Below are 22,952 nucleotides of genomic sequence, written 5' to 3'. Positions count from 1 at the left end.
TCTAAGGAACAACAATGCTTCAAACTATGATTGCAGATTTCCAGCAACATTTTTGGTTGTATGTCTCTATTCCTTTCATGAGTGGTTTAATTGGCTATGTCACTAAAGTGATTGCCATTCAAATGATGTTTTCACCACTTGAATTTAAAGGTATTAAACCGTTTTTTGGCTGGCAAGGTATTGTGCCTCGTAAAGCCGAAAAAATGGCAACGACTGCTGTAGAGCTTATGACGGCTAAGCTCATTAAGCCCGAAGAAATTTTTGCTCGCCTTGACCCAAAACGTATTGCTAAAGAAATTGAAAAACCATTAATGGCAGCAGCAGAAGATATTACCCGTGAGGTTGCTCAAGAATATCAACCAGGCTTATGGGAAGGCATGCCTGAGTTTGCCCGCCAAAGACTGATCCGCAGAGTGCAATCAAAAGCCCCGGAAATTGTCGAGCACATCATGAGTGAAGTGCAACGTGACGTAAATCGTTATTTTGATATTAAACATTTGGTCATTAGTAATTTACTTAAAGACAAACGCCTACTGAACAATATTTTTAAACGTGTAGGCAAACAAGAGTTTAAGTTTTTCAGTAACGTTGGTTTTGTATTTGGTTTTGGTATTGGTGTAATCCAGATGCTCTGCTGGATTGTCACACAAGGAAAATATCCTTGGATGCTACCTCTGTTTGGCGGATTTGTAGGTTTTTTTAGTGACTGGATTGCCCTACAAATGATGTTTAGACCCCTCTATCCGAAAAAAATATTGGGCTATACATGGCAGGGCCTATTTATTAAGCGTCAAAATGAAGTGGCAGCTGACTATGCAGCTTTAATTTCCAAACAACTTTTGACTTCACGTCATATGATGGAAGAGTTGTTTTCAGGTACACACTCTGCACGTGTTATTGAGCTGGTTAACCGTCATGTCAAACAGGAAATTGACATGCAAGCAGGTGTAATCCGTCCACTCGTTGTTTATGCAATTGGTGGAGAAAAATACCAGAATATGAAAACTCAGGTTGCGGAACGTATCATGCAGCAACTTCCAGAGACCATGAAATATGTTGAGTCTTATGCAGAAGACGCCATGAATATTCGCAATACCCTGATTGAGCGTATGCAGAAATTAACGCCTTCGGAATTTGAAGGTATGCTACGTCCAGCCTTTAAAGAAGATGAGTGGGCACTCATTGCAGTAGGCGCAGTACTTGGTTTTGTTGTTGGTGAGCTACAAATCCAGTTTATGCTTTAATTTTTAAATATAAAAAAACCGGATGAATGAACCATCCGGTTTTTATTTTGCTTTAGATATTATTTTTCAATTGCATGGTCGAGGCTAATACGTCCAGCACCGTGAAGCATCAAGAAAAATAAACCACCTGCCATTGCAAGATTTTTCATAAAGTGGATGCCATTGTTATATTGTGCTGCTGCATCAGCCCCACCTTGGTGAAATAAGAACGCAGTTAAGATACTAAAGATCCCAAGACCAAAAGCTGCGAAACGTGCTTGGAAACCAAATAACAACGCTAAACCACCACCGAACTCAACCAGAATGACTAATGGTAGAAGTCCACCTGGAACACCCATTGCTTCCATATATCCTGCAGTTGCCGCATAACCGGTAATTTTCCCCCAACCAGCAGCAAGAAAGATATAAGCGATAAGAAGACGAGCAACAAGGCTAATAAAACTGTCTGCGCCTGGTTGTGTCACGATATTTTTGACCACCACATTTGGATTAAACATATTGCCACCTTTATTTAATGCTTATTTGTTGATGAACTCATTCTAGGTTTGGGACATTGATAATTAAATACTCAAAATCCATATATATCGTTGCACAAATAGGATGATCAATTTGTATATTTTTGATGTTTTATACTGACTTTCTATAGGCTCGCTGCTAGGATTTGAGCACGGTTTACCACTTAATCATCTCATGGAACTTCTTGATTTTATTCTACACGTTGATCAACATCTCGCCGAATTTATCACAAATTACGGGACGTGGATTTATGGCATTTTATTTTTAATTATTTTTGTCGAAACCGGTTTAGTGGTTATGCCGTTCTTACCGGGTGACAGCTTACTGTTCGCAGCAGGTGCTTTAGCGGCTTCTACAGGCACAATGGACCCTTGGTTACTGGGCATTCTACTCTTCATTGCCGCGGTTTTAGGCGATACAGTGAACTATCATATTGGACGTTTTATCGGTCCACGTGTATTTGAGATGAATTCACGCTTTATTAATAAGCAACATTTAATTAAGACTCAAGAATTCTTCGCCCGTCATGGTGGCAAGACTATTATTTTTGCACGTTTCATTCCATTTGCTCGTACCTTTGCACCTTTCGTTGCTGGTGCTGGCAGCATGAATTATAAGTTTTTCTTAACTTATAACGTAATTGGCGCATTCTGTTGGGTAGCTTCGTTTGTCACTTTAGGCTATCTCTTCGGTGGACATCCACTTGTAAAAGATAACTTTACCCACCTTATTTTTGGCATCATTATTATTAGTATTTTACCGGGTGTGATCGGCTTCATACGTCAAAAGCTAAAAAACCGAAAAGCTAACGTTTAAAGAGCTATTAGAAAAAACGGAATACCACCGGAAGCATACATAAAATAAGTAACATGGCCGATCCTTTATATAGATGATCGGCCTTTATTTTTTTCATTGATCCCGTCAATAAAGCACGTCCGAAAAACATCCAGAAACTTGCTGCTGGAATAAGAATCAAAGTAAAAGCAGCCAGAACCATGAGAAAATTTTCAGGCGAATTCCATGTTTCAGCGGGGAAAATACCTGCGGCAAAAAGTAAAGACTTAGGATTTTTTAAAGTTGAGAAGAATAATTGGCGTGGGCGAATATTACGATGATTTTGGCTAAATTGTTGTAAATGCGTGGTTTTCCATAAGCGGAATGCCATCCAGAATACATATAATACGCTAGTGATGTGCAAAATAAGCAGTAGTGCAGGCCAAACCGGATCTGCCAAATGAATGAACACCGCCCAAAAACTAATGCCATAAGCGTAGCCCAACCATTCCATTGGAATAAGCCAGAATGTTTTAGATAAACCTTGTGAGTGAGCGGCGGTTGCAAGTAATGCGTTTGTCGGGCCCGGAATAAGTAAAACAGCCAACATTGCTAATACAAAAAACCAGCTCTCAATCATATAATTTCCACATTAGTAAAGATGCGGCAACATTAAACGAAATAGGCAAAATATAGCAAGTTTAGAGCGTATTCTGATTAGAAAGAATACAAGTTATTCTAAGGCTTATCTTTAAAAAATTATTGATTTATAATAATTTTATTATGAAACATTTTGCTAAACTTTATTCATCACAATATGCAATTAGTTAGCATATTGTGATGCAAAACTGATGATTAATTCGTCTTTTTCCGAACAATAATTGGACAATTCTTAAACTGAGCAGCCTGAACAATGGCTTCTTGTTGACCTAATACACGTGAAAGTTCGGTGTTTTTGGTTGAAGAAGATTGTCCCATATTGACAGAGATGGATGGGCCGAATCCCCAACCGTCTCGTCCCCAGCCACCGCCAAGCCCAAGTCCAACACCCATACCTGTACTTTTTGGTGTCTGTACACCATTGTCGATATATTGTTGAATACGGTTATATTCACTTTGTAGCTGCTGGCAACTCAAAGATTGATACTGCGTCGGAGACACATAAGTCGGTTTTACCGTTGTAGCACAAGCGCTCAATAGTAAAGTGGCCGCTGCCAAAGGCACAATATATAAGCCTTTCATCATTTTTCTCTTATCGTTTTGGTTCAATTTCGCTGAACAATGCCTCATAAGACTGAGTCAATTTGTGTTCTGGCGCTAAGTGAGCCAAAGGTAAATTTTTCTGATGTGATTCTTTCATCAAAATCGAAGGCGGTAACATGCTATTGAGCACGGGTAACCCTTCATCTTTTAACTGCTGAACCACTTCCCGAGGTAGCTTTGCTTGGGACTGGAACTGATTCACCACAATTCCTTCAATTTCCAAGCGATCATTATGATCATCTTGCGTTTCGAGAACATTTTCAATCAATGTTTGTAAAGCACGCTTTGAAAAGACATCACAGTCGAAAGGAATCAGAACCTTATCTGCTGCAATTAATGCAGACAATGTGAAAAAGTTAAAGGCTGGAGGTGTGTCAATATAAATGCGGTCATAGCGCCCGACCAAGCTTTGAATAGAGTCACGCAATTTATAAATTTTATGTTTGCTTTCAAGTGCATGTTCAAGAGCACCGAGCGTAGGGCTAGCCGGAAGCACATCTAATTTTGCAAAGGATGTAGAGTGTACAAAACTGTCGAGATCTTTGTTGCGTGGAGCTTTTAGAATTGAGCCCAGTGCGTTCCCAATTAAACCTTTTTGTTGATTATTTCCCAACACATCTTCAAAGAAGTTTTCAATATTTGGTTCTAAAACTGCTTTATCAGCAGCGTATGTTGCTTCTTCACCTAAAAGGTATTGGCTTGAGTTGGCTTGAGGATCAAGATCGATAACCAAGGTCCTTAAGCCATGTTTGGCACTAATGGCAGCCAAATTTACAGTAATACTTGATTTCCCTACACCGCCTTTTTGGTTAAACACCACACGAGTTAGCATGTTTCCCTCTACATATTTTTTTACTGTATGCAGTTTAACCTAGAGCTTACACAAAAAGGCAAAGAATGTAGAACAATTAAGCAAAAACAGGTTTCACTATCACCAAAATAATAATGGCAACAAATGCGATTGCACTAATGACCAAACCCGCACGGCGCTGAGCTAGTAAAATAGCGTCATCCTTTTTAAAGGCTTTCATTAAAGATGATAAAAGCACTAAAAATAAGATAATTTTAGCGTAGAACCATGGCTGTACCTGAAAGTTCTTCATCACCAGTAAAATTGCTCCGGTAATGAAAACCACGGTAAATGACAAATGCTGTAAAGCAACTAAAGCTTTACGCCCTGCTGGGTTAGGTTGTTCACCTTGTACACCAATAAATAGTGTAGAAGCGCGTAATACAAAAACCATAAGTGCGGCTGCTACCGCAGTCATATGGATAATTTTAGTGAGTAAATGTGCATCCATAAACTAAGCCCTTAGCTTTTAGGTGCATGTGCACATTCTGGGCTCGCTGGCGCTTGACCTTGCCACTCACTTGGTAAATAAGCGTGTATTGCTAAAGCATGAATTTGTCCTGGATTCATTAGATCAGAAGCCAAGGCATAAACTTTTTGATGACGTTGAACCAAACGCAAGCCGTTAAATTCTTCACTCACCACAATCACTTTAAAGTGGGATTCTTTACCAGGAAAATAACCACCGTGGCCAGCAGACTCATTAATGACTTCTAAATGGCTAGGTGCAAGGGTCTGTAACCGTTCAATCAACTGTTGTTCAAGGCTCATAGCTTTTCCTTTTACGATTATTCGTATATTTAGACCTAGTATACCCTGTCTACACACAAACAAAAGTTGCTCTTGTACGCTTTGACTTCAAACAAAATGTCTATTTATTCGGCAACTTATCAATAAAAATAACTCTAAATGCTCATTTCTGTTTTTATTTTATGCAATCAGCATAATTATTTGCATAAAGTTGTTGACCCTTGTTTTGCTTAATGTATTATAAGCGGCACGCGGGAATAGCTCAGTTGGTAGAGCATAACCTTGCCAAGGTTGGGGTCGCGAGTTCGAGTCTCGTTTCCCGCTCCAGATTGGTTTTTTTTGAGAAAGTTTTAGTAAAAACTGCTCATATATGCGGGAATAGCTCAGTTGGTAGAGCATAACCTTGCCAAGGTTGGGGTCGCGAGTTCGAGTCTCGTTTCCCGCTCCAAATTCAAAAGGCACTTATCGAAAGGTAAGTGCCTTTTTCTTTTGATCTGTTTCTATATTTAGAATTTCAAAATCACTCATTGCCTTGATTTAAGTTAGTTATGTTCGCAAGGTTCTAGAGTTATTCGATGTGTAGATATATAAGGTAATAATTGAAAACAATCTATATTAAAGCTTTCTAGGCAATGACTCTGCTGTAAACATAGGGAGAAGATAAAACTATAATTATAGATATAACTTTTAAAATGATACTGCTCGGTTCTTTGAACATCATTATTGGTTAAATCGCAAAATTGTATATGTTCAGGAGATACATGAAAGTTGAGCTTCTTTAAATGACGGCTCATTCCTTCACCAGTACATTTAATATAGGATTCTTTTAAGGTCCATATTTGAAAAAAACGTTGATATACACTAGTTGGATTAGTCGATTCATTTTGCTGAATCCATTCAATTTCACTTGGCGCTAACACGCTATCGACACGCCTCCATTCGAACTCATGGTCCATTCTTTCAACATCGACCCCTATTTCTCCTTTTTCTGTCACAGCAAAGACGATAAAGTCCGCTGAGTGACTAAGATTAAAATAAATAGTCTTATTGCCTCGTACAAAAGGTTTGCCGTTAGGTTGTAATTGAATGATGACCTCATGGGGCAAGATACCCAACTTATCTGATAAAACAGACTTCATTAACACACGAGAAATTAAGAAAAGTCGTGCAGCATGAGAATGATATTGATCATATCTCAGCTTTTCTGTCGCATTGAGAAAGCTGAGATAATGACTCAATATGAGATGGTTGTTTGGTACCCGTGAAATTGGGCAAACATAAACCTGTACGTTCGCTACATCAGACATCACTAAGCTGTGCTGTAGTGCTGATGTACTTTGTCAGAACCGGTGTAAGGTAATCATAAACCGCTTCTACATGGGTAACGTGTGGATTATGACCTGCGCCAGCGATGATATGTACAGGAATCTCAGGACTGATTGGAGTAACAATTGGATCTTTCTCTCCCAGAATAATCTCGATTTTAGATCGAAGCTCAGAAAGCAAAGCTGTCTGTGCTGCGCGCTGCTGCGGCAAATTAATGTGGTGCATGTACTCACTAATATGCTTAGACACTGACATGCGGCGTAGTGAATCCATCGCATATCTCACTGACAGATTTTGTTGCCCCTCTGGATGTAAATCTTTAGCAATCACATCTTTCGGCACAAAACGGAAAATGAGTTTAGATATCGCTTGTATCTGAAACATTTTTGCAGCCTGTGCCTGAACAAAATAAGGCGATATAAGGATAAGGCGTGCAACTTTATCTGGATATTTCTTTGCAAGATTTAATGCAAAAAGACATCCTAATGAGTGGGCAATCACCACACTATTTGGTGCCAAAAGCTCTGCCGCAGTATCAATAAATTGATGGTTATTATCTTCCATCATTTCATAACTACCTGAACGCCCAAGTCCCGGTAAGTCCATCATAGCGACCTGATCATAAGTAATTTTATTGATGATTGGAGACCAACATGCACTATCAAATGGAATACCGTGTAAAAATAATGCAGAAGCTTTTTCTGAACCAACTGGCTGCTTAGTATAGATTTCTGTCCAATATCGATTCTGATAGCTAAAAGAATTAGGTGTTGGTACTTGCATACGACCAAAACGTGTAAACACCAAGCGATCAATCCAGCGAGAAAAATAAGGCATGATACTGATCAGGTCTGCGATGCCCATCTTCGCCGCCATCGCCTCTGCCCCAGCAACATGGTAGTGCTCGGTAGAAATGAAAGAAAGTTGCTCTTTAGAACCGTCAAGTAATACCTCTGGTAATTTCTCGAGCAAAACTTTAGGTATTTGTAAATGTGGTGAGCTAACTCCCAAATGCTCAGCAGCTAGGTGAACTAGGCGATGAAATTTGGGTGTCGCAGGATCAAGCAGCATATACTCCTGAGCAATGGTCTCAGGATAAGATATCGTTCGGATCAGAAAGCTCACAATATACTGCATATTGCATAGAGGTAGGAATGTGTCACGACCACCAGGTAATGCCAGTAAACGTCCCTGATAGAGCTTATCAATCATGTCAGCAATACCGATATATTGCATATCGCCATAATTATAAAAACCATCAATGACTGTCGCCGGATTTATTGCAGTCCATGGCACATTTAAACGCTTACAGGCCTCAATGAAAGCTTGATGCCCTAGAATTTTTGAAGCCTCATAACCACCATGTTTGCAATACAACTCATCAGCCGATTCTTGCGGCGGCGCAGCCACACGATACCCGCCAATCCAGATAAATCGCTCAAGCTGCTTCAATGTTGCAGCCCATTCAATCAACGCCAGCCCTGACTTAATATTGGTACGCTCAGCTTCAGCTTTGCTAATGCCCCAATTAAATGATGCTGCGAGATGATAAATTACATGGATTTTTGTCTGGGCGTCCGATAATAGAGAGTCCAGCTTAAAATCGCGACTTAAATCATATTCAACAAAAGATATAGATGGATCAGCCAGCCCTTGGGTTGTAATGAAACCTAACAGCTTATCTTTCTTGGTTGCGGCATTACGCAGCGCAGCAATCACCTGATGACCTTCACGCAAAAGTTCAACGATCAATCTGCTGCCAATAAAACCTGCTGCACCTGTTACTAATATGGTCTTCCGTGAAAAATTATCTTTTTTTGCGTTATTTAAATTATCCATAAATCACCTTATTAGGTGCTGGGCACTCCAGCATTGTTTTGAAGCGAGTTATCTTAAAAGTTATATCGAACCTGGGCATACACCAGACTGTTATCTCTAAATTGTCCTAGTACCGTATCATTTCTGCCCCAGAAGCGATCTCCGCCTGCATTCAACTGCCAGTGATCATTGAGGTTGTAGTTAATACGTACTCTCAACAATTCATTAGGCTCTGGTGCAAAATAGAATCCTGTAAATTCTAACTTTAAATTGTCATTCAATAGGTTAAGCGCATAACGCAGCATAGCTCCATACTGATCTTGCTCATATTGATCACTAATCGTTTGCTGATAACGGTAGACTTCTCTCACTAATGGATTTGTTAGGTTATCGGCAGATTTGAAGTCCTCTGTATGCTTGTATACGCCTACTAAACTCAGCGTAGAATTTTTTAATGACCATTCCGGCCCCATAACCACAGTTAAATTATTTTTCTTATGGATAAGATCTTCGCTACCATTCGAGTCAGTCTTTGTATATGCAGCTTCACCGCGCCATACGAGATCGTTATGGTTATAACTGAAATCAAACCCATAGACAGATATAGGATTATTTTTCAGTTGTAATGTTGCCCCTGTTGGAGATAACGACTGTAGTGATAAATCAGGCATGTGATCCAATCCTGAAAAATAGGATGCCCCTACATCTAGACCATCTACGGAATAATCCCAACGCATTGCAAATGCAGGACGGCTCTTACGGTCTATGTCATACTGAACACCAGCAATCTGACGCAATGGAATCACATCTGAACGACTACGCGGATACCACAATGCCGTCCATTTATTGGTTCCAGATTCAGGAATATACGTCAATTTGAGTGCATCATTTCCCAGACGTTGATCTGTCTCATCTGGTACTAGACGCGTATAGTCACGAGGCGATAGGTTATCCGTTGGGTTAATCCCATCAGCTCTCCCCCAAACTACAATCTGACGACCAACATCGACATAGATGGTCTGGTCCCAATTATATGACGCATACAACTCACGTAAGTTACGATTTACCTTACTCACCTGATCTGGGTTTACAGTGTGGTCCGTTTCGTCTGAAACCACTATGTCGTAATGTAGCTTAAATGCAGGGTTAAACTTGAGCGTACCATTGGACCAGAAACTTGCTTGCCCAATGTTTTTTAACGAACTTAAATCACGATCTGATGACCACACATCGAGTCTCGCTGAGTTTTGGCTCACAAAACTCATTTCGCTGTCATCTGCATAAGTATGCTGCAGTAGCATAAAGCTACTGCAGCATACAAATACCCAATAGGCACCTTGCGTCATTTCTCAAGACTCTGCGGTGAGAAAAGCTTATCGGACAAGGTTTTTTCTGCCGCAAAATCATTGACGATCACTTGCGTCATATGTTGAGTTTGCAGATTCTTCGCCATAGATTTCATGGCTTGCCATCTTGGTTTCACTTTGCCGTAAGGACGGATATCGGTGAATTCAATATGTTTTAATGGTTTGCCTGCTGTATCCCAAATGTCGATGGTTGCTGTAACAAAGTTGTCTTTGAGTATGCACATACGACGTTTGCTATAACCAAAGTCACTCTTCACCGTATTATTGATTGGCGTTGCTTCAATCATGTAGCAATCTTTGCCATTAAATTTGCCATCTGCCAGTTTCGTATACTTCCAATCACTGAGCTTATAGCCAAGAACATCACCATAACTAAAGTCCGTACCAATAAAAGCATCACCTTTATTCGCTGAGGCAAGACGGCGTACTTTTTTCAATGCAGGTAAATAGACGAACATGCTATCGCTGCCTTTTGCATTTTCAATTAACAGCGTCGTGGTTCCTTGGACATCTGCTGGCGAGATAAACTCAGTCAAACGCATGTTGTTCTGCGTATTTCCAGCAAGCTTGGTCATATTTTTAGTTAAACGTACACGTTGCTCGCCATTTTTAGAGGTCAAAATAAATTTGGCACTAGCCGTTGAAGACAAGAACTTAGAGGCATCATCACTACGATTAACAATATCTTGAACTTCATCTGCATGAGATGTTTTAGGCATCGACATTGTGAGCACTGTACCCAACAAAAGGCTTGTCACCACAGTTTGTGCAACAGGTATGCTCTTCTTCTTTGAAGAAAAGATAAAACGAGGTTTTAATATTAGAATCATTGTAGGTACCATAATTAAGGTTGCAAATACACTGAAAAGCATCGCAATCACAATAAACATCGCGAGCCATTGATGGACGTGAAAGCCTTGTGATAAGGACAATACGCCATACCCACCAGCAACCGCAGTCGCGACAAAAAGAGATGCCTTACCAGCAGTACTTAAAGTTTTACGAATAGCGTCTTTGATATCACCGCCTTCTTCGCGCAAGATTTCACGCAAGCGGTAGAGGAAGTAGATGGCATAATCCGCACCAATACCTACAGCCATGGCCGAGATGAGTGAGTTTGGAATATTGAGTGGAATGTCGAGCCAGCCCATCACGCCAAAGATGGCAAGAATTGAGAACAGAAGTGGAGTCAGAACAATCAGTCCAGCTGAAATCGAACGGAAAACCAATGCTGAAATAAAGAATACGGCAAATGAAATTTGTAGAATGTTCATGAGCTTGCCGTGAACCATCGTTTCAGTCAAAGCAATGGTCTGCGTTACATCACCACCAAAACTTACTACAGCCTTATCACCCAATTGACCCGCCATATACGTTTTTAGCGACTCAAGGATTTCTTTAATGCGATGATTACTACCAGTTTTCAGAAGAATCGTGATCTTGGCATAGCGCTGGGTGGTATCAATGTATGAATCAAAATCAGTCGGCTCACCAGACATTGAATACAGCAGCAGATACTGAGCAACGACATCTTTGGTTGCAGGAACCTGAAATGCTTGTGGCTGATCAGCATTCATTGCCTGATTCATTCGTTTGATATAGTCCACGATAGAGATGGTTTTACCGACCTCTGGAATTGAGTTCGCGAACTTTTCTGTATTATCAATCGCTTTTAGGATTTCAGGGTTTTCAATACCATCACGAACTTTGGTATCAACCATAATGTAAAGGCTGTTTGTGCCACCGAGAGACTGATTCAAGAATCTGTCGTCTTGTTGCATTGGTAAGTCACGAGAGAAGAAATTACGGCTGTCGTTGTCTACCACAATACGGCTCGTGCCGATCGCAAGAAGGACACCCATCGCAGCAATTGCAGTCATTAACATCATTCGCGGACGAGCTGACAAAATGACATCACCAATACGGTTTGGAATCCAATCCCAAATTGGCAGGCCTTTACGTTTAACCTTCACAACCGAAGGTGGTGGCAACATTGAGCGGAGTGCCGGAATAAATGTCATCTCAATCACCAACGTGCTGATGATCCCGATTCCTGTAAAAATACCAAATGAACGAATCGTTGGAATGTTGAAGGTCAACAGAGAGAAGAATCCAGCTGCTGCAATACCACCAGCCAACACCATAACTGGACCAACACGAACCAAAGACTGCACTACAGCTTCGCTATTGGCAGCCTTAGGCTCCATCCCTTGAGCAATCAGACGATCAAAATCTTCATAGTAGCGCTTGAGCAACTGCACGGCATGCCCTGCCGCGATGGCCAGAATCAGAATTGGCGTAGGCGAGTTAAAGATATCCATTGGCTGTTTGAACAAGCCCATCATGCCCATACCCCATGCCACAGCCAACAAAGCTGTAACGAGTGGCAGAATCAAACCTTGCTTGCTGCGGAATGCTTCAAAGTGCAATAAACCAATCACTAATACGGCAATCGGGAACAAGATATTGATACGCTTAGAGTAGTCTTCAGCTTTATCCAGATACACAGGATTGCCACCGACACTGATGGTCATATCTTTAGATTGTTCGCTTTCTACGATTTTATTAATCGGGCCCATCATTTTCTGGAAGCCCTCTGGACTTTCCTCAAGCTCAAGCAGAATCGCAGCAGTTCGTTGATCTTTAGATACCACTGAATTCATATAGGTTGGATTCAGTGTCAGCAGTTTTTTCAGGTGATCGATATCTTCTTGAGTGACTGAACTACTCGGCAATAGTTTCTTGGCATCGAACCCTTCTGCATTCGCCTCGATACCTTTCGCCTGACGTGCAGCCAAACTCATCATGGTGGAACGGACCACGCCCGGTGCATTGTCAACTTCTTCGGTAATGCGTTTGACTTTCTCCAATACTTGCGGCTGATAAATATCACCCTGCTTCGGAGTAATACCAATCACGACCATATATTTGGAGCCGAATTTCTTTTCAATCAGCTTGGTCGAGGTGATGTAAGGATGCCCTTTAGGTGCAAGTGCATCTGGGTCAATAATAATTTTTACACCAGATGCAAGATATGCCAGAGCAAGTGTTAAGAGCATCACCACAGTCAAGACAATACGGCGGTGGCTAAGAATCCAACGCGCGTATCTCTCCATCATTTGTTGAGTCTTATGAGGTGGTCTATTGGTTTCGAGAATTGGTTTATTTTCATTGCCAACTGACTCATAGGCTTCACCCTTCTGAGCCAATGCTTGAAGATTGTCGACATCTTTTTTGAACTGGGCGAGCACCATCTTTTTTAGCAGTGCTGGCGGCAATACACCAAAAAAACTACCTGGCTCTGCTTCAAACACCCATTCAATCCATGTACCTTCCGGATGTGGTTTGAAACGGTAAGTACCTGTGTAGTGAAAGGGTCCTTCCACTACTTTAAACGCATACAATTCGTTCGGTACCAGATGTGTAATTTCACCTTTAAAGGACATTTCACGACCAATAAAGCTAAAACCGATTTCGTACTTACTGCCCACACGCGGAGTACTGTCTAGCAATTCAGAATGCTTACACGACAATTGCCAACCTGCATCATTGGCCGGGTTTGCAAGGTAGTTGAAAACCTTGTCAATCTCGGCCGGTATGAGGAAAGCATGTTCTATGGTCACCATAGTGGTTCTACCTTCTTGTATTTCTTATGCAGGAATTGGGTACATCTGATCAATGGTCTGGGCTACAGCCACGACATTCTCAGCGTACATAATTGATGAATGGTCACCAGGCAAATCCACCTGTGTAAACGTGTCTTTGACCAGTTGATCCCAACCTAAGCTTTCCCCAAAATCTTCCAGCTCATCTTTTGCCTTAACCAAAAGGATTGGAAAATCTTCAGGGTCTGGAAAATAGGTCTGGAGTGCGATGCCATTCGCCAAATAGGTATCAAAGTAAAGTCGGAAATCTGATGGGTCTGCATCGAGAGGCAGAACATTAATGGCTTTAGCTTCTTTAAGTACATGATCAAACATTTGATCTGGACTCAACTCACGCAAATATTGCGCTGGGATTGTCAACTTTTTGCCATAAGGTGCAGCCAAGTCACGGGCGAACCAAGACAAAAGCATGGCATCGTCGGCATCTTCAGGCACATTCTCTGGAATTGGAGCACGGGTATCGATCATGACAATCCCTGTGACCTGCTGTCCCATTTGACGCAACTGATGACTGATCTCGTATGCGATCGCCCCACCGAAACACCAGCCACCGAGGAAATAAGGTCCTTGAGGCTGCATCTTTTGCATTTCAGCAATATAGAGCGTCGCCATTTCTTCAATTGCCACTTCCGCAGCATCGGCTTCAATCAGTCCAGGAGACTGAATAGCACGTAAGGTACGGTTCGGATTGAGATGACGCGAAAGCTCCATATAACAGAAGGTACTGCCACCAATTGGATGGAACAGCCACAGTGGTTGTTCATAGGTTCCACGGCGCAGCTCAATTATGATGGATGGTTTAATTTCTTTATTTTCACGAATGATCTCACCCAGACGTTCCACAGTGGAGTACTGTGCCAACAAAGCAACTGACAGTTCAGTACCGAAAGCCTTTTTGAGATGATTGACAAGCTTCACAGCTAATAGTGAATGCCCACCTAATTCAAAGAAATCATCATGTATACCAACTCGCTTGACCGACAAGATTTGTTCAAAGGTAGTACACAGTTCGATTTCAATCGGATCACGCGGTGCAACATACTCATTGCTCTGCTCAAACACTGGCTCAGGAAATGCCTTACGGTCCAACTTATTGTTGGCCGTCATTGGAAACTCATCCAATCGGATAAACGCACTTGGCACCATATAAGCTGGAAGATGGATTTGCATGGTCTTTCTCAAATCAGCAATATCAATCTCATGGCCGGTTAAATAAGCCACCAGTTTCTGGTCGTTGTCAGCTGTAGTTTTAACCAGCACTACTGCATCTGTGATACCGTCGACCTGTTTGAGGACATTCTCGATTTCACCTAGTTCAATACGGAACCCACGAATCTTGACCTGAAAATCCAGACGTCCGTGATGAGTCAAGCGTCCATCTGTACGTAGGCAGACTTTATCCCCTGTTCGGTAGAGACGGCCGGCATTTGGTAGAGATGGCAATGTTCTAAATTGGGCATCTGTCAGTTCAGGGCGATGCCAGTAATCAACTGCCAGACCATCACCGCCAATCCAAAGCTCACCCATAACGCCTGAAGGAACTAAACGCTGCTGTTCATCAAGAACATAAAGCTGGGTGTTCGCCAGTGGTTCACCTAAATCAATATACTTTGCATCAGTGATACGAGCCGCACTAGACCACACTGTAGTTTCGGTCGGACCATAGACATTCCATAGACAACCGACTTTACCGAGTAGTTTTTCTGCCAGAATAGTATCTAGCGCTTCGCCTCCACAGAGTGCCGTTAACCCCGCATTGCCGCTCCATTCGCTGTCTAAGAGCATTTTCCAAGTAGCCGGTGTTGCCTGCAGGATATTGATAGACTTGGCATTTAGATAATCCACCAATTGATTGCCATCTTGTGATACCTCACGTGGGCAAACATGGACCACACCGCCGTACATTAGCGGAATGAGTAATTCAAGAATTGAAATATCAAATGCATACGTGGTGATTGCTAACAACTGAGTTTCAGTCGTTACTTGCAATCTATCATTCATAGATAGCAAGAAATTGATAATTGAAGGATGCCCAATACGGACACCTTTAGGCTTACCTGTCGAGCCTGATGTGTACATCACATAAGCTATATCACCAAAGGCAAGCGTCTCGCGCACTTGTTCAAGTGCCACAACACCAGCTTGATTGATATCTAAGCGAGGCACAGAAATGTTAAGAGCATCCATTAACTCGGTTTGAGTCAAGATGACTTTAGGGTCGGCATCTTCAATGATGTTCTGTAGACGTTCAGTTGGGAAATTAGGATCCAGTGGTACATAAGCTGCACCTGCCGCCCAGATCCCAAGGATTGCTGCTGGCAATAACGCTGTGCGGTCTAACATTAGACCTACACGATCGCCCTGAGTAATACCGTGTATACGTAAATATTCAGCAATACCAGCAATATGTTGACCTAACTCACGATAGCTAACCACATGATCGTTTGAGGTCAAAGCATGATTGTCACCACGCTCTTCAATCTGCTTTAGAATCATTGCGAATAGATCATATTGAGCATAATCAGTCATCTTTCCACGGAGGGCCTCGAACTGAATGCCATCTTTATAATCAGGTGCGATATCTAACTCAACGATCTTACGTTCAGGATGGGCCACCATCTCTGCGAGTACAGCTTGCAGCAGTTGCACCATATTCTCGGCAGACTGTGCAGAAAATAGATCAGTGTTGTATTTCAATACGCCAACGAGTTCACCTTGATATTCACCGCCCATTTCCAGCGTAATATCCAACTGTCCTTCTTGCTGGCGAACCGGAAAACTTCCTAATGTCAAATCTTGTCCAACCAAAGTAGCTGGAGTCTGAATTGGTAGGAGCAGTTCTTTAAACTCATCCATACCACCTAGACGTTCCCAGAACATTCCTATCTGAGCCAATGGATTAATACTGCCATCACGTTTTGGTGAGACAGCTTCAACTACTCTAGAAAAGGCAACTTTTTGATGCTTAAGGCACTGTCTTAATTGTTCCTGAACCTGCTGCGTAAATTGACGTAAAGTCTGATCAGCATCGATGTCTATGTGAATAGCAATCGTGTTGACAAACTGACCCAATGCATTACGTAAAGAACGTTCAAGTCGACCTGCTACGGGCGTAGCAATCACTAGATTATTTTCATTAGATAGTTTGTGCAGCAAAATATAAAAGCCAGATAGCACAAGCCCGAACAATGTGATCTCATAATCTTTTGCTAAGTTTACAAGACCAGATGACACTGACTCAAGCACACGGAAAACCAGTGAACTACCTTTATGTTGCTGTACGGCTGGACGGGGGTAATCAAGCGGAATGCTATGCACATGTGGTGCATGCTTCAGTGCATTTTTCCAGAAAATTAAGCTCTCATCAGTATCATCAATCACGCTGCTCTGCTGCTTATCGGCATACTGTGCAAACTCGATTCCGTTCACTGCATCCGACTCTGCAACAAGTCCAAAACGTTTGCTAACGTCTCGCAGCAATAGACCAATTGACCAAAAATCCATGAGCGCATGATGAATCACAAATGCGATTACATAATGATTTTGACCTCGTTCATAACAATGAATACGCCATAACGGTGGCTGAGTCAGGTCAAATGGCTGCTTGGTGTCCTGTTCAACCAATTGCGTCAAATCAGAAGCTTCAATATGACGAGCATCAGAAAAGATGATATTCGGGTACACGCGATCCCAGATGAGTTGCTCAATTCCCTGATCATTGGCTGGCATGCTTACGCGCAGTAGCGGATAATCATGCATTACCGCTTCTAGTATTTCTATTGGCTTGTTACCTAATGGTTGGTTAACCTTCACATCAAAGGCCACCACCATATTGTAAGCACTGCAAGTTGGCTCAAGACGCTGGATATACCAAATGCCAAGCTGCTCTGCAGAAATCGCATGACGCGACAGAACTTCTGGTTCTAGTCGTGCAAGGTTGTTCATGAAGCAACTCCCTGCTGCAACTCAGAAACAAGATATTCAGCCAACGCATTGATTGTTGGGTAATCCCATAATAGTGTTGGCTCAAGTTCTAATTTCGTCAGATCTTCTAAATCCCCAGACACAGACAAAGCAACAATCGAATCAAGACCATAACTGGTAAATTTTTGATCTGGATCAATCGTCTCAGGCTCTACGCGCATCTCTTTAGCGACTAGCGTACGAATGATTGCGCTCCAGTAAGCTTTATCTTTATTCATGGGGTAATCTCCTTTTTAACCGGTTTGGCATCACGCGGTGCCAGTGCAAAATCGATGACAGATAACATGTGATTGGTTGAAATTCGGTCCAGCAGATCTGCCAATGTGCTTTCACGTAGTGACGTCATAGGAGGAGCTGTCTGCCCTTCAGCAGCATTTAAGAAAATGATCAGCCATGCACCATTCTGTAAAGCAGGCCTTAAACCATGGCGGTTAAAAACCCAGAAACCCAACACAGCAATACGAGCGAATAACTCGGCATAGTTACGGGCAAGACTGAAGCGCATCGTTTCAAACTCCTTGCTTTGCTCAGAATTTGAAAAGTAGTCCTGAATTTTTTGATCCAATGAACGCTGTTCAACAAGAAGCTGGTTTGCTCGCTCATGTAGCGTAGCTAGCGTCTCAGCAGACAACCCAACTGTGACATTAGAGTCGTTGAGCATTTCGATGATTGTTTCGAGTGACTCCATCACCAAGTCACCATCTCGGTTGAAAATCTCAAGCTCACGGAAATCAATAGCACCTGTCTCTACCTGTAAGTCATATAACTGGCGATAGCGTGCTTTCGCTTCAGCTTGATTGAGATGGTCGGCTTTTTTACTGCGCCCTTTATTGGCAGATTTGAGCTGAAAACTCAGACTGTCTAGACAGACGGTGCTACTACCGTCAAACACACTGACAATCAGATGGTCCCTGAATGCTTTCTGGAACATTCCATCTGCATATGCATTTCTTAAGAAAAAACGTGACCCAAGCACTGAGGATGTGATTTTGGCAAGCGACTCTACATATTCAGGCACCAGTACCTTGACGATTGGTGACCATGTACTGAATTGATTGATACAAACGTGTAACCCTCGCGCACCAACAAGTGATAACACCTCAGCCGCTAAAAGGTAGGCATAAGCTGTAGCGAGTTGCTCACGTACCAACGGTATGCTTATTACTTTTTTCTTATATAACTCGCGTTCAATCGCAAACTCGGTTGCGATGCGTAGCATCGTATCGCCGGCACCTAGAGAGAAACTACTGCAATATGCACGTGTTACCTGTAGCGTCTTAAGTCCAAGTTCTAACCCCTGGCCTTCTTCACCGATTAGGGCATCTTTATGAATTTCAGCGTTATTAAAACCAATACCGCTGATATCTAAACCACGCATGCCCACTGTTGGCAGGCGGTTCAGGCTATACGTACCTTTAGAAGCCATATGACGCTTATCGAGCCAGAATGCACTCAGGCTACGGGGTCCACGATCATTTGACGTTTTAGCGATTAGACTTAAAGAGTCACCTAGAGTGGCGCGATTGATCGACCATTTCTCGCCATTTAAGACGTACTTACTGTCGGAAGGTTGCGCAGTCACTTCACTAGATAACAGGTCAGCACCATGCGCTTTCTCGCTATAAGCTAATGCTGGAGCAGCACCACTTAAAATTCGGTTAGCGATGTTTTGGCATTGATTCGCATTACCACCGATCCATACGATCACAGACCAAGCATTCGTGCTATAGGTCGAATTGATGGTCAGATCGCGTCGTGCCAACACGCGATGCAGATATAACAACTCTTCACCAATTTCCATACGGCCTCCAAGCTCTGAAGGCACATAGAAACGGTTCATACCCACCGCATTCAGAAAATCAACAGCTCGCTGTGGATATTGCTCTTTCTCATCACGCTCGATAGCTGCGGACCAAGAAAAATCATTATTGGTATCATGTACGGAGCCTAAAATTTGCTCCAGACGAGCGGCAGATTGAAACTGCCGCAAATTGGACGTAAGTGACATGGATTTTCACTCAAGGATTTAAAAGATAAGGGTTAAAACAAAGCACTTTTCAGACGATTAAAAATCAGCGTGCGTACTTCACGTTCCTTGATCATTGAGTTGAGTAGATTGGAGCTATAACGAATCAGCTGCCCCCGCTGCTCACGATCACGGATGACGTCTAAGCCGTTCTTGACATAGTTTCGAGCAATCACCGTTCTACGGTTTGGATGGGTTAAACAGACCAGTTGACCGCGTTCGATCTGCTCTTTAATTTTTCTTCTTCTAATTTTGCCGCTAGTGGTCTTATTTATTCGGCCTTGGTGCAGTAAATAGACACCGTCTACAGGCAAGCCAATATCAGCCGCCACTTGTTCTTTAACTTGAGTTCTGATGGTTTCAAAATTAAGTGTCTTATCTAAGGACTTTTTCTTAATCTCAAGTACAACCGTAACCCCTTCAGAATCAGCAAAGTTCACTGCCGCAACACAACCTTTACGAACAGCAGGATGTGCCATTTCAACAGAGCATTCGATATCTTGCGGATAATAGTTTTTGCCACGAATGATAATCACATCCTTAAGGCGGCCGGTTATATAAAGGTCTCCGTTTTTGATAAAGCCCATATCACCCGTTCTTAAGTAGTGTACTTGGCTAGGTTGTCCCGCCTCATCAAGGATCGTTGCTTCAAAGGTTTCCTGATTAACTTCCGGCTTTTGCCAGTAACCTGCAGTGACACTCTCACCTGCTAGCCAGATTTCACCGACTTCATGAGCCGCTACCTCTTTACGGGTATGAGGATTAACGATACGACAATCAATATATTTCGAGATCTTGCCACAGCTCACTACTTGCACGGCTGTCTGATCTTGGCTGGTCTGTACCAAATGGGCATTTAACTTGTCACGATCAAGTGAAATTGCATTGAGAGGGCCAGTTACGCCACTGACTAAGAGCGTCACTTCTGCCAAGCCATAACATGGCAAGAAAGTATCAAGTCGGAGCCTTGATTGTGTATTGAACTTTTCCATGAAGCGTTGCATAACATGGGCCTTGATCGGCTCGGCACCATTAAACAGCACACGCACACGGCTTAGATCAAGCGCTGCAGCCTGCTCATCAGTGATGCGATGTAGACACAATTCATAGGCAAAGTTTGGTCCACCACTAATCGTGACGCCTTTTTCACTAATAAATTGTAGCCATTTAAGAGGTTTTCGAATGAAGTCCAGCGGCGACATGACATAACAAGTCAGTCCCACATATACGGTTTGCAAAACCGAGCCAATCAACCCCATATCGTGGTAAACAGGCAGCCACGTCAGGCCAACATCTTCTGGTTGTGTACCAAAAGCTTCAGCAATCATGACCTCATTGGCCATAATATTTTTATGAGTAACAATTACGCCTTTAGGCCAGCCTGTTGAGCCTGAGGTATATTGAAGGAAGCAGATATCTTTTTCAGTAATAAGCGGAAAATCCTTTTCCACCAAGTCACGCTGCAATTCGGCATCAACAGCATGTAATATCAAATTTTCATTTTGAGCTTTTAGTGTGATAAGACCTGCTAGCTCAAGAATCTTTTTTGTTGTGAGTACAATCTTAGGCTCACAGTCATTCATAATATTCAAAATATTAGAAAAACCATTACGGTTAAACGGTAAGCTGACTGGTACTGCAATAATTTTAGCTTTCAAACAGGCAAAGAACGATACGATAAAGTCCAACCCAGGTTCGAACAGCAATACGGCACGGTCACCACTGTCTACAAGATTCATTAATATTTGGGCTTGATGTTGAACTCGCTCATTCAAATCTGAATATGTCAGAGATTGAATACCACCAGACTGGCGTCCCAAATACTCAAAAGCGATCTTATTTCCATTTAATTTTGCGTGGGATTCCAAAGTTGCAATGATATTATCCGTACACATTACAGCCATAACTTACTCCGATTAATTATAATTAACCTTTAAAATCTGCTAATTCAGAAACGACATTTCTTGCTAGGTTTCTTAATAAAGAATAAATATACTTTTTATTTAAAATATAAATTCACATTATATTTTATGCATGAGTGTTAATTATTACACCTGTAAGTGTTTACAGGTTAGTGGTCTCTTATCGAAAATTAAGAAGCTAAATCCCTTATATGAATCATTTTTTGTTCAGTTATATATTTTTAATTTCTTATCATTATTTAAAATTAACGTCTCACCTATTCTTAATTTAGATACGCACAAGCCAAGATTTTGAAGGTTTTTACTCTTAAACAGTTTCTTTATTATTATTTTTAACTCTAGATTAAATAGTTTTAAAAACTTTATAAAAAATAATATAAATTAAAAATTAGATTATTATATTTATATAGATACTTATGAATATAATAGGCTTTGTTGCATAAAGCCTTTGAAGGTAAAGTTTTCCTAAGTTGCTAAAATTTAGGTTACAACTTGGGTATGAGGTCTGCCTAATTCTGTAAATTTATTTAATACGGCTACACGTGCATGGATCTCATTCACTTGGCTGTCAAAATTCCTTGAGTAGAGTTTATCGCCTAATAATTTGATGCAATGCATCTTGGTTTCGACCAAACTTCGCCGATGATAACCAGACCACTTTTTCCAAAGGGCTCTTCCTAGACGCTTAACTGTTTTTAGTAATTCATTTCTCTCTTGCGAATGAACTTTTGTATCTTTCCACGGTTTCGCATTTTTTCTTGGCGGAATCACCGCATATGCTTGACGATCTGAGATCACTCGTCTGCAGCATTTAGTGTCATAGGCTCCATCGGTATAGACAGAATCTACTCGCTCATCAAGTGGTATTTGACCAAGTAAATCACCGAGCACCTGTGAATCACTGATATTGTTCGTTGTGAGCTGAACTGCACGTATTTGCAGCGTTTCAGCATCTATACCAATGTGAAGCTTACGCCATTGTCGACGATATTCAGGCTGATGTTTCTTCCGTTTCCATTCACCTTCGCCCAAAAACTTTAAACCAGTTGAATCTACGAGTAGATGTAGACCATTGCTACTTTTTTGGTAGCTAATCGCAATATCAATATGTTTTTGTCTTCTGCAAAGCGTCGTATAGTCTGGCGCTGTCCAATCTAATCCGCAAAGTTTAATCAGGCTTTGTACAAAGCCAGTGACCATGCGTAGAGAAAGACGAAATATGGATTTAATCATTAAGCAGCATTGGATGGCTGTATCGGAATAAGTTTGATTTCGACCATGTTGGCTTTTTGGTTGAGCATACCATTGTGTTTTGGGATCAAACCAAATGGCAATATTCCCACGATTAATGAGAGCTCGGTTGTATGTGGGCCAATTGGTTGTACGGTAGATTTTAGGTGTAGGCTTATTCATCTCAAAATTATATTGTGGAATAAGCCTTTAGAGA

The 22,952-nt window shown here is 41.8% G+C and carries 17 protein-coding genes and 2 tRNA genes; 4 read left to right on the top strand and 15 right to left on the bottom strand.

Features of this window, described 5'->3' with window-relative positions:
- Positions 1-26 precede the first annotated feature (26 nt).
- Complete coding sequence (locus tag MKL62_RS08730) at positions 27-1,244, top strand: DUF445 domain-containing protein (protein ID WP_169518027.1); 1,218 nt, start codon at positions 27-29, stop codon at positions 1,242-1,244.
- 59 nt (positions 1,245-1,303) lie between these two features.
- Here the strand turns inward: MKL62_RS08730 and MKL62_RS08725 are convergent, their stop codons facing one another.
- Positions 1,304-1,741: a DoxX family protein gene (locus MKL62_RS08725; protein ID WP_000483007.1), complete on the bottom strand. Its 438-nt coding sequence runs from the start codon at positions 1,739-1,741 to the stop codon at positions 1,304-1,306.
- A 193-nt stretch (positions 1,742-1,934) separates the two neighbouring features.
- Between MKL62_RS08725 and MKL62_RS08720 the strand changes: the two genes are divergently transcribed.
- A complete protein-coding gene (locus MKL62_RS08720) occupies positions 1,935-2,576 on the top strand; it encodes a DedA family protein (RefSeq protein WP_000421344.1) in 642 nt (213 codons plus the stop codon).
- A 7-nt stretch (positions 2,577-2,583) separates the two neighbouring features.
- Here the strand turns inward: MKL62_RS08720 and MKL62_RS08715 are convergent, their stop codons facing one another.
- The 5 genes from MKL62_RS08715 to MKL62_RS08695 all read right to left on the bottom strand — a co-directional run bounded on the left by MKL62_RS08715 (position 2,584) and on the right by MKL62_RS08695 (position 5,418).
- Positions 2,584-3,174: a LysE family translocator gene (locus MKL62_RS08715; protein WP_000573143.1), complete on the bottom strand. Its 591-nt coding sequence runs from the start codon at positions 3,172-3,174 to the stop codon at positions 2,584-2,586.
- 215 nt (positions 3,175-3,389) lie between these two features.
- The gene (locus tag MKL62_RS08710) at positions 3,390-3,776 is read right to left on the bottom strand and encodes a hypothetical protein (RefSeq protein ID WP_030423772.1); all 387 of its coding nucleotides are present in this window, start codon (positions 3,774-3,776) and stop codon (positions 3,390-3,392) included.
- 10 nt (positions 3,777-3,786) lie between these two features.
- The gene (locus MKL62_RS08705; RefSeq protein WP_000957990.1) at positions 3,787-4,629 is read right to left on the bottom strand and encodes a ParA family protein; all 843 of its coding nucleotides are present in this window, start codon (positions 4,627-4,629) and stop codon (positions 3,787-3,789) included.
- A 76-nt stretch (positions 4,630-4,705) separates the two neighbouring features.
- Entirely contained in the window at positions 4,706-5,098 is a 393-nt protein-coding gene (locus MKL62_RS08700) for a SirB2 family protein (RefSeq protein WP_000338674.1), read from the bottom strand.
- Positions 5,099-5,109: 11 nt separating this feature from the next.
- Complete coding sequence (locus MKL62_RS08695) at positions 5,110-5,418, bottom strand: BolA family protein (RefSeq protein WP_000051228.1); 309 nt, start codon at positions 5,416-5,418, stop codon at positions 5,110-5,112.
- A gap of 230 nt (positions 5,419-5,648) precedes the next feature.
- Between MKL62_RS08695 and MKL62_RS08690 the strand changes: the two genes are divergently transcribed.
- Positions 5,649-5,724, top strand: a tRNA-Gly gene (locus MKL62_RS08690).
- A gap of 45 nt (positions 5,725-5,769) precedes the next feature.
- Positions 5,770-5,845: transfer RNA gene (locus MKL62_RS08685), tRNA-Gly, on the top strand.
- Between the two features lie 94 nt (positions 5,846-5,939).
- Here the strand turns inward: MKL62_RS08685 and MKL62_RS08680 are convergent.
- The 9 genes from MKL62_RS08680 to MKL62_RS08640 form a co-directional block, all read right to left on the bottom strand.
- A complete protein-coding gene (locus MKL62_RS08680; protein WP_030423773.1) occupies positions 5,940-6,704 on the bottom strand; it encodes a 4'-phosphopantetheinyl transferase family protein in 765 nt (254 codons plus the stop codon).
- Positions 6,697-8,562: an alpha/beta fold hydrolase gene (locus MKL62_RS08675; RefSeq protein ID WP_030423774.1), complete on the bottom strand. Its 1,866-nt coding sequence runs from the start codon at positions 8,560-8,562 to the stop codon at positions 6,697-6,699. Before MKL62_RS08675 ends, MKL62_RS08680 begins: the two co-directional genes overlap by 8 nt.
- 53 nt (positions 8,563-8,615) lie before the next feature.
- The gene (locus tag MKL62_RS08670; RefSeq protein WP_030423775.1) at positions 8,616-9,887 is read right to left on the bottom strand and encodes a DUF1302 family protein; all 1,272 of its coding nucleotides are present in this window, start codon (positions 9,885-9,887) and stop codon (positions 8,616-8,618) included.
- The gene (locus MKL62_RS08665) at positions 9,884-13,534 is read right to left on the bottom strand and encodes an outer membrane lipoprotein-sorting protein (RefSeq protein ID WP_030423776.1); all 3,651 of its coding nucleotides are present in this window, start codon (positions 13,532-13,534) and stop codon (positions 9,884-9,886) included. The genes MKL62_RS08670 and MKL62_RS08665 overlap by 4 nt, the downstream gene beginning before the upstream one ends.
- 24 nt (positions 13,535-13,558) lie before the next feature.
- Complete coding sequence (locus MKL62_RS08660) at positions 13,559-17,518, bottom strand: non-ribosomal peptide synthetase (RefSeq protein ID WP_030423777.1); 3,960 nt, start codon at positions 17,516-17,518, stop codon at positions 13,559-13,561.
- Complete coding sequence (locus tag MKL62_RS08655; protein ID WP_001030690.1) at positions 17,515-17,775, bottom strand: acyl carrier protein; 261 nt, start codon at positions 17,773-17,775, stop codon at positions 17,515-17,517. The genes MKL62_RS08660 and MKL62_RS08655 overlap by 4 nt, the downstream gene beginning before the upstream one ends.
- Entirely contained in the window at positions 17,772-19,547 is a 1,776-nt protein-coding gene (locus tag MKL62_RS08650) for an acyl-CoA dehydrogenase family protein (RefSeq protein ID WP_109850637.1), read from the bottom strand. The genes MKL62_RS08655 and MKL62_RS08650 overlap by 4 nt, the downstream gene beginning before the upstream one ends.
- A gap of 50 nt (positions 19,548-19,597) precedes the next feature.
- Positions 19,598-21,487, bottom strand: coding sequence for a fatty acyl-AMP ligase (locus tag MKL62_RS08645; RefSeq protein WP_030423779.1), 1,890 nt, complete (start codon positions 21,485-21,487; stop codon positions 19,598-19,600).
- Between the two features lie 498 nt (positions 21,488-21,985).
- The gene (locus tag MKL62_RS08640) at positions 21,986-22,918 is read right to left on the bottom strand and encodes an IS5 family transposase (protein WP_001040033.1); all 933 of its coding nucleotides are present in this window, start codon (positions 22,916-22,918) and stop codon (positions 21,986-21,988) included.
- Positions 22,919-22,952: the final 34 nt, after the last annotated feature.

Source organism: Acinetobacter sp. AOR01_HL (genome assembly GCF_027855455.1).
GTDB classification, from domain to species: Bacteria; Pseudomonadota; Gammaproteobacteria; order Pseudomonadales; family Moraxellaceae; genus Acinetobacter; species Acinetobacter baumannii.
This window is presented reverse-complemented; position numbering and strand designations above follow the sequence as displayed.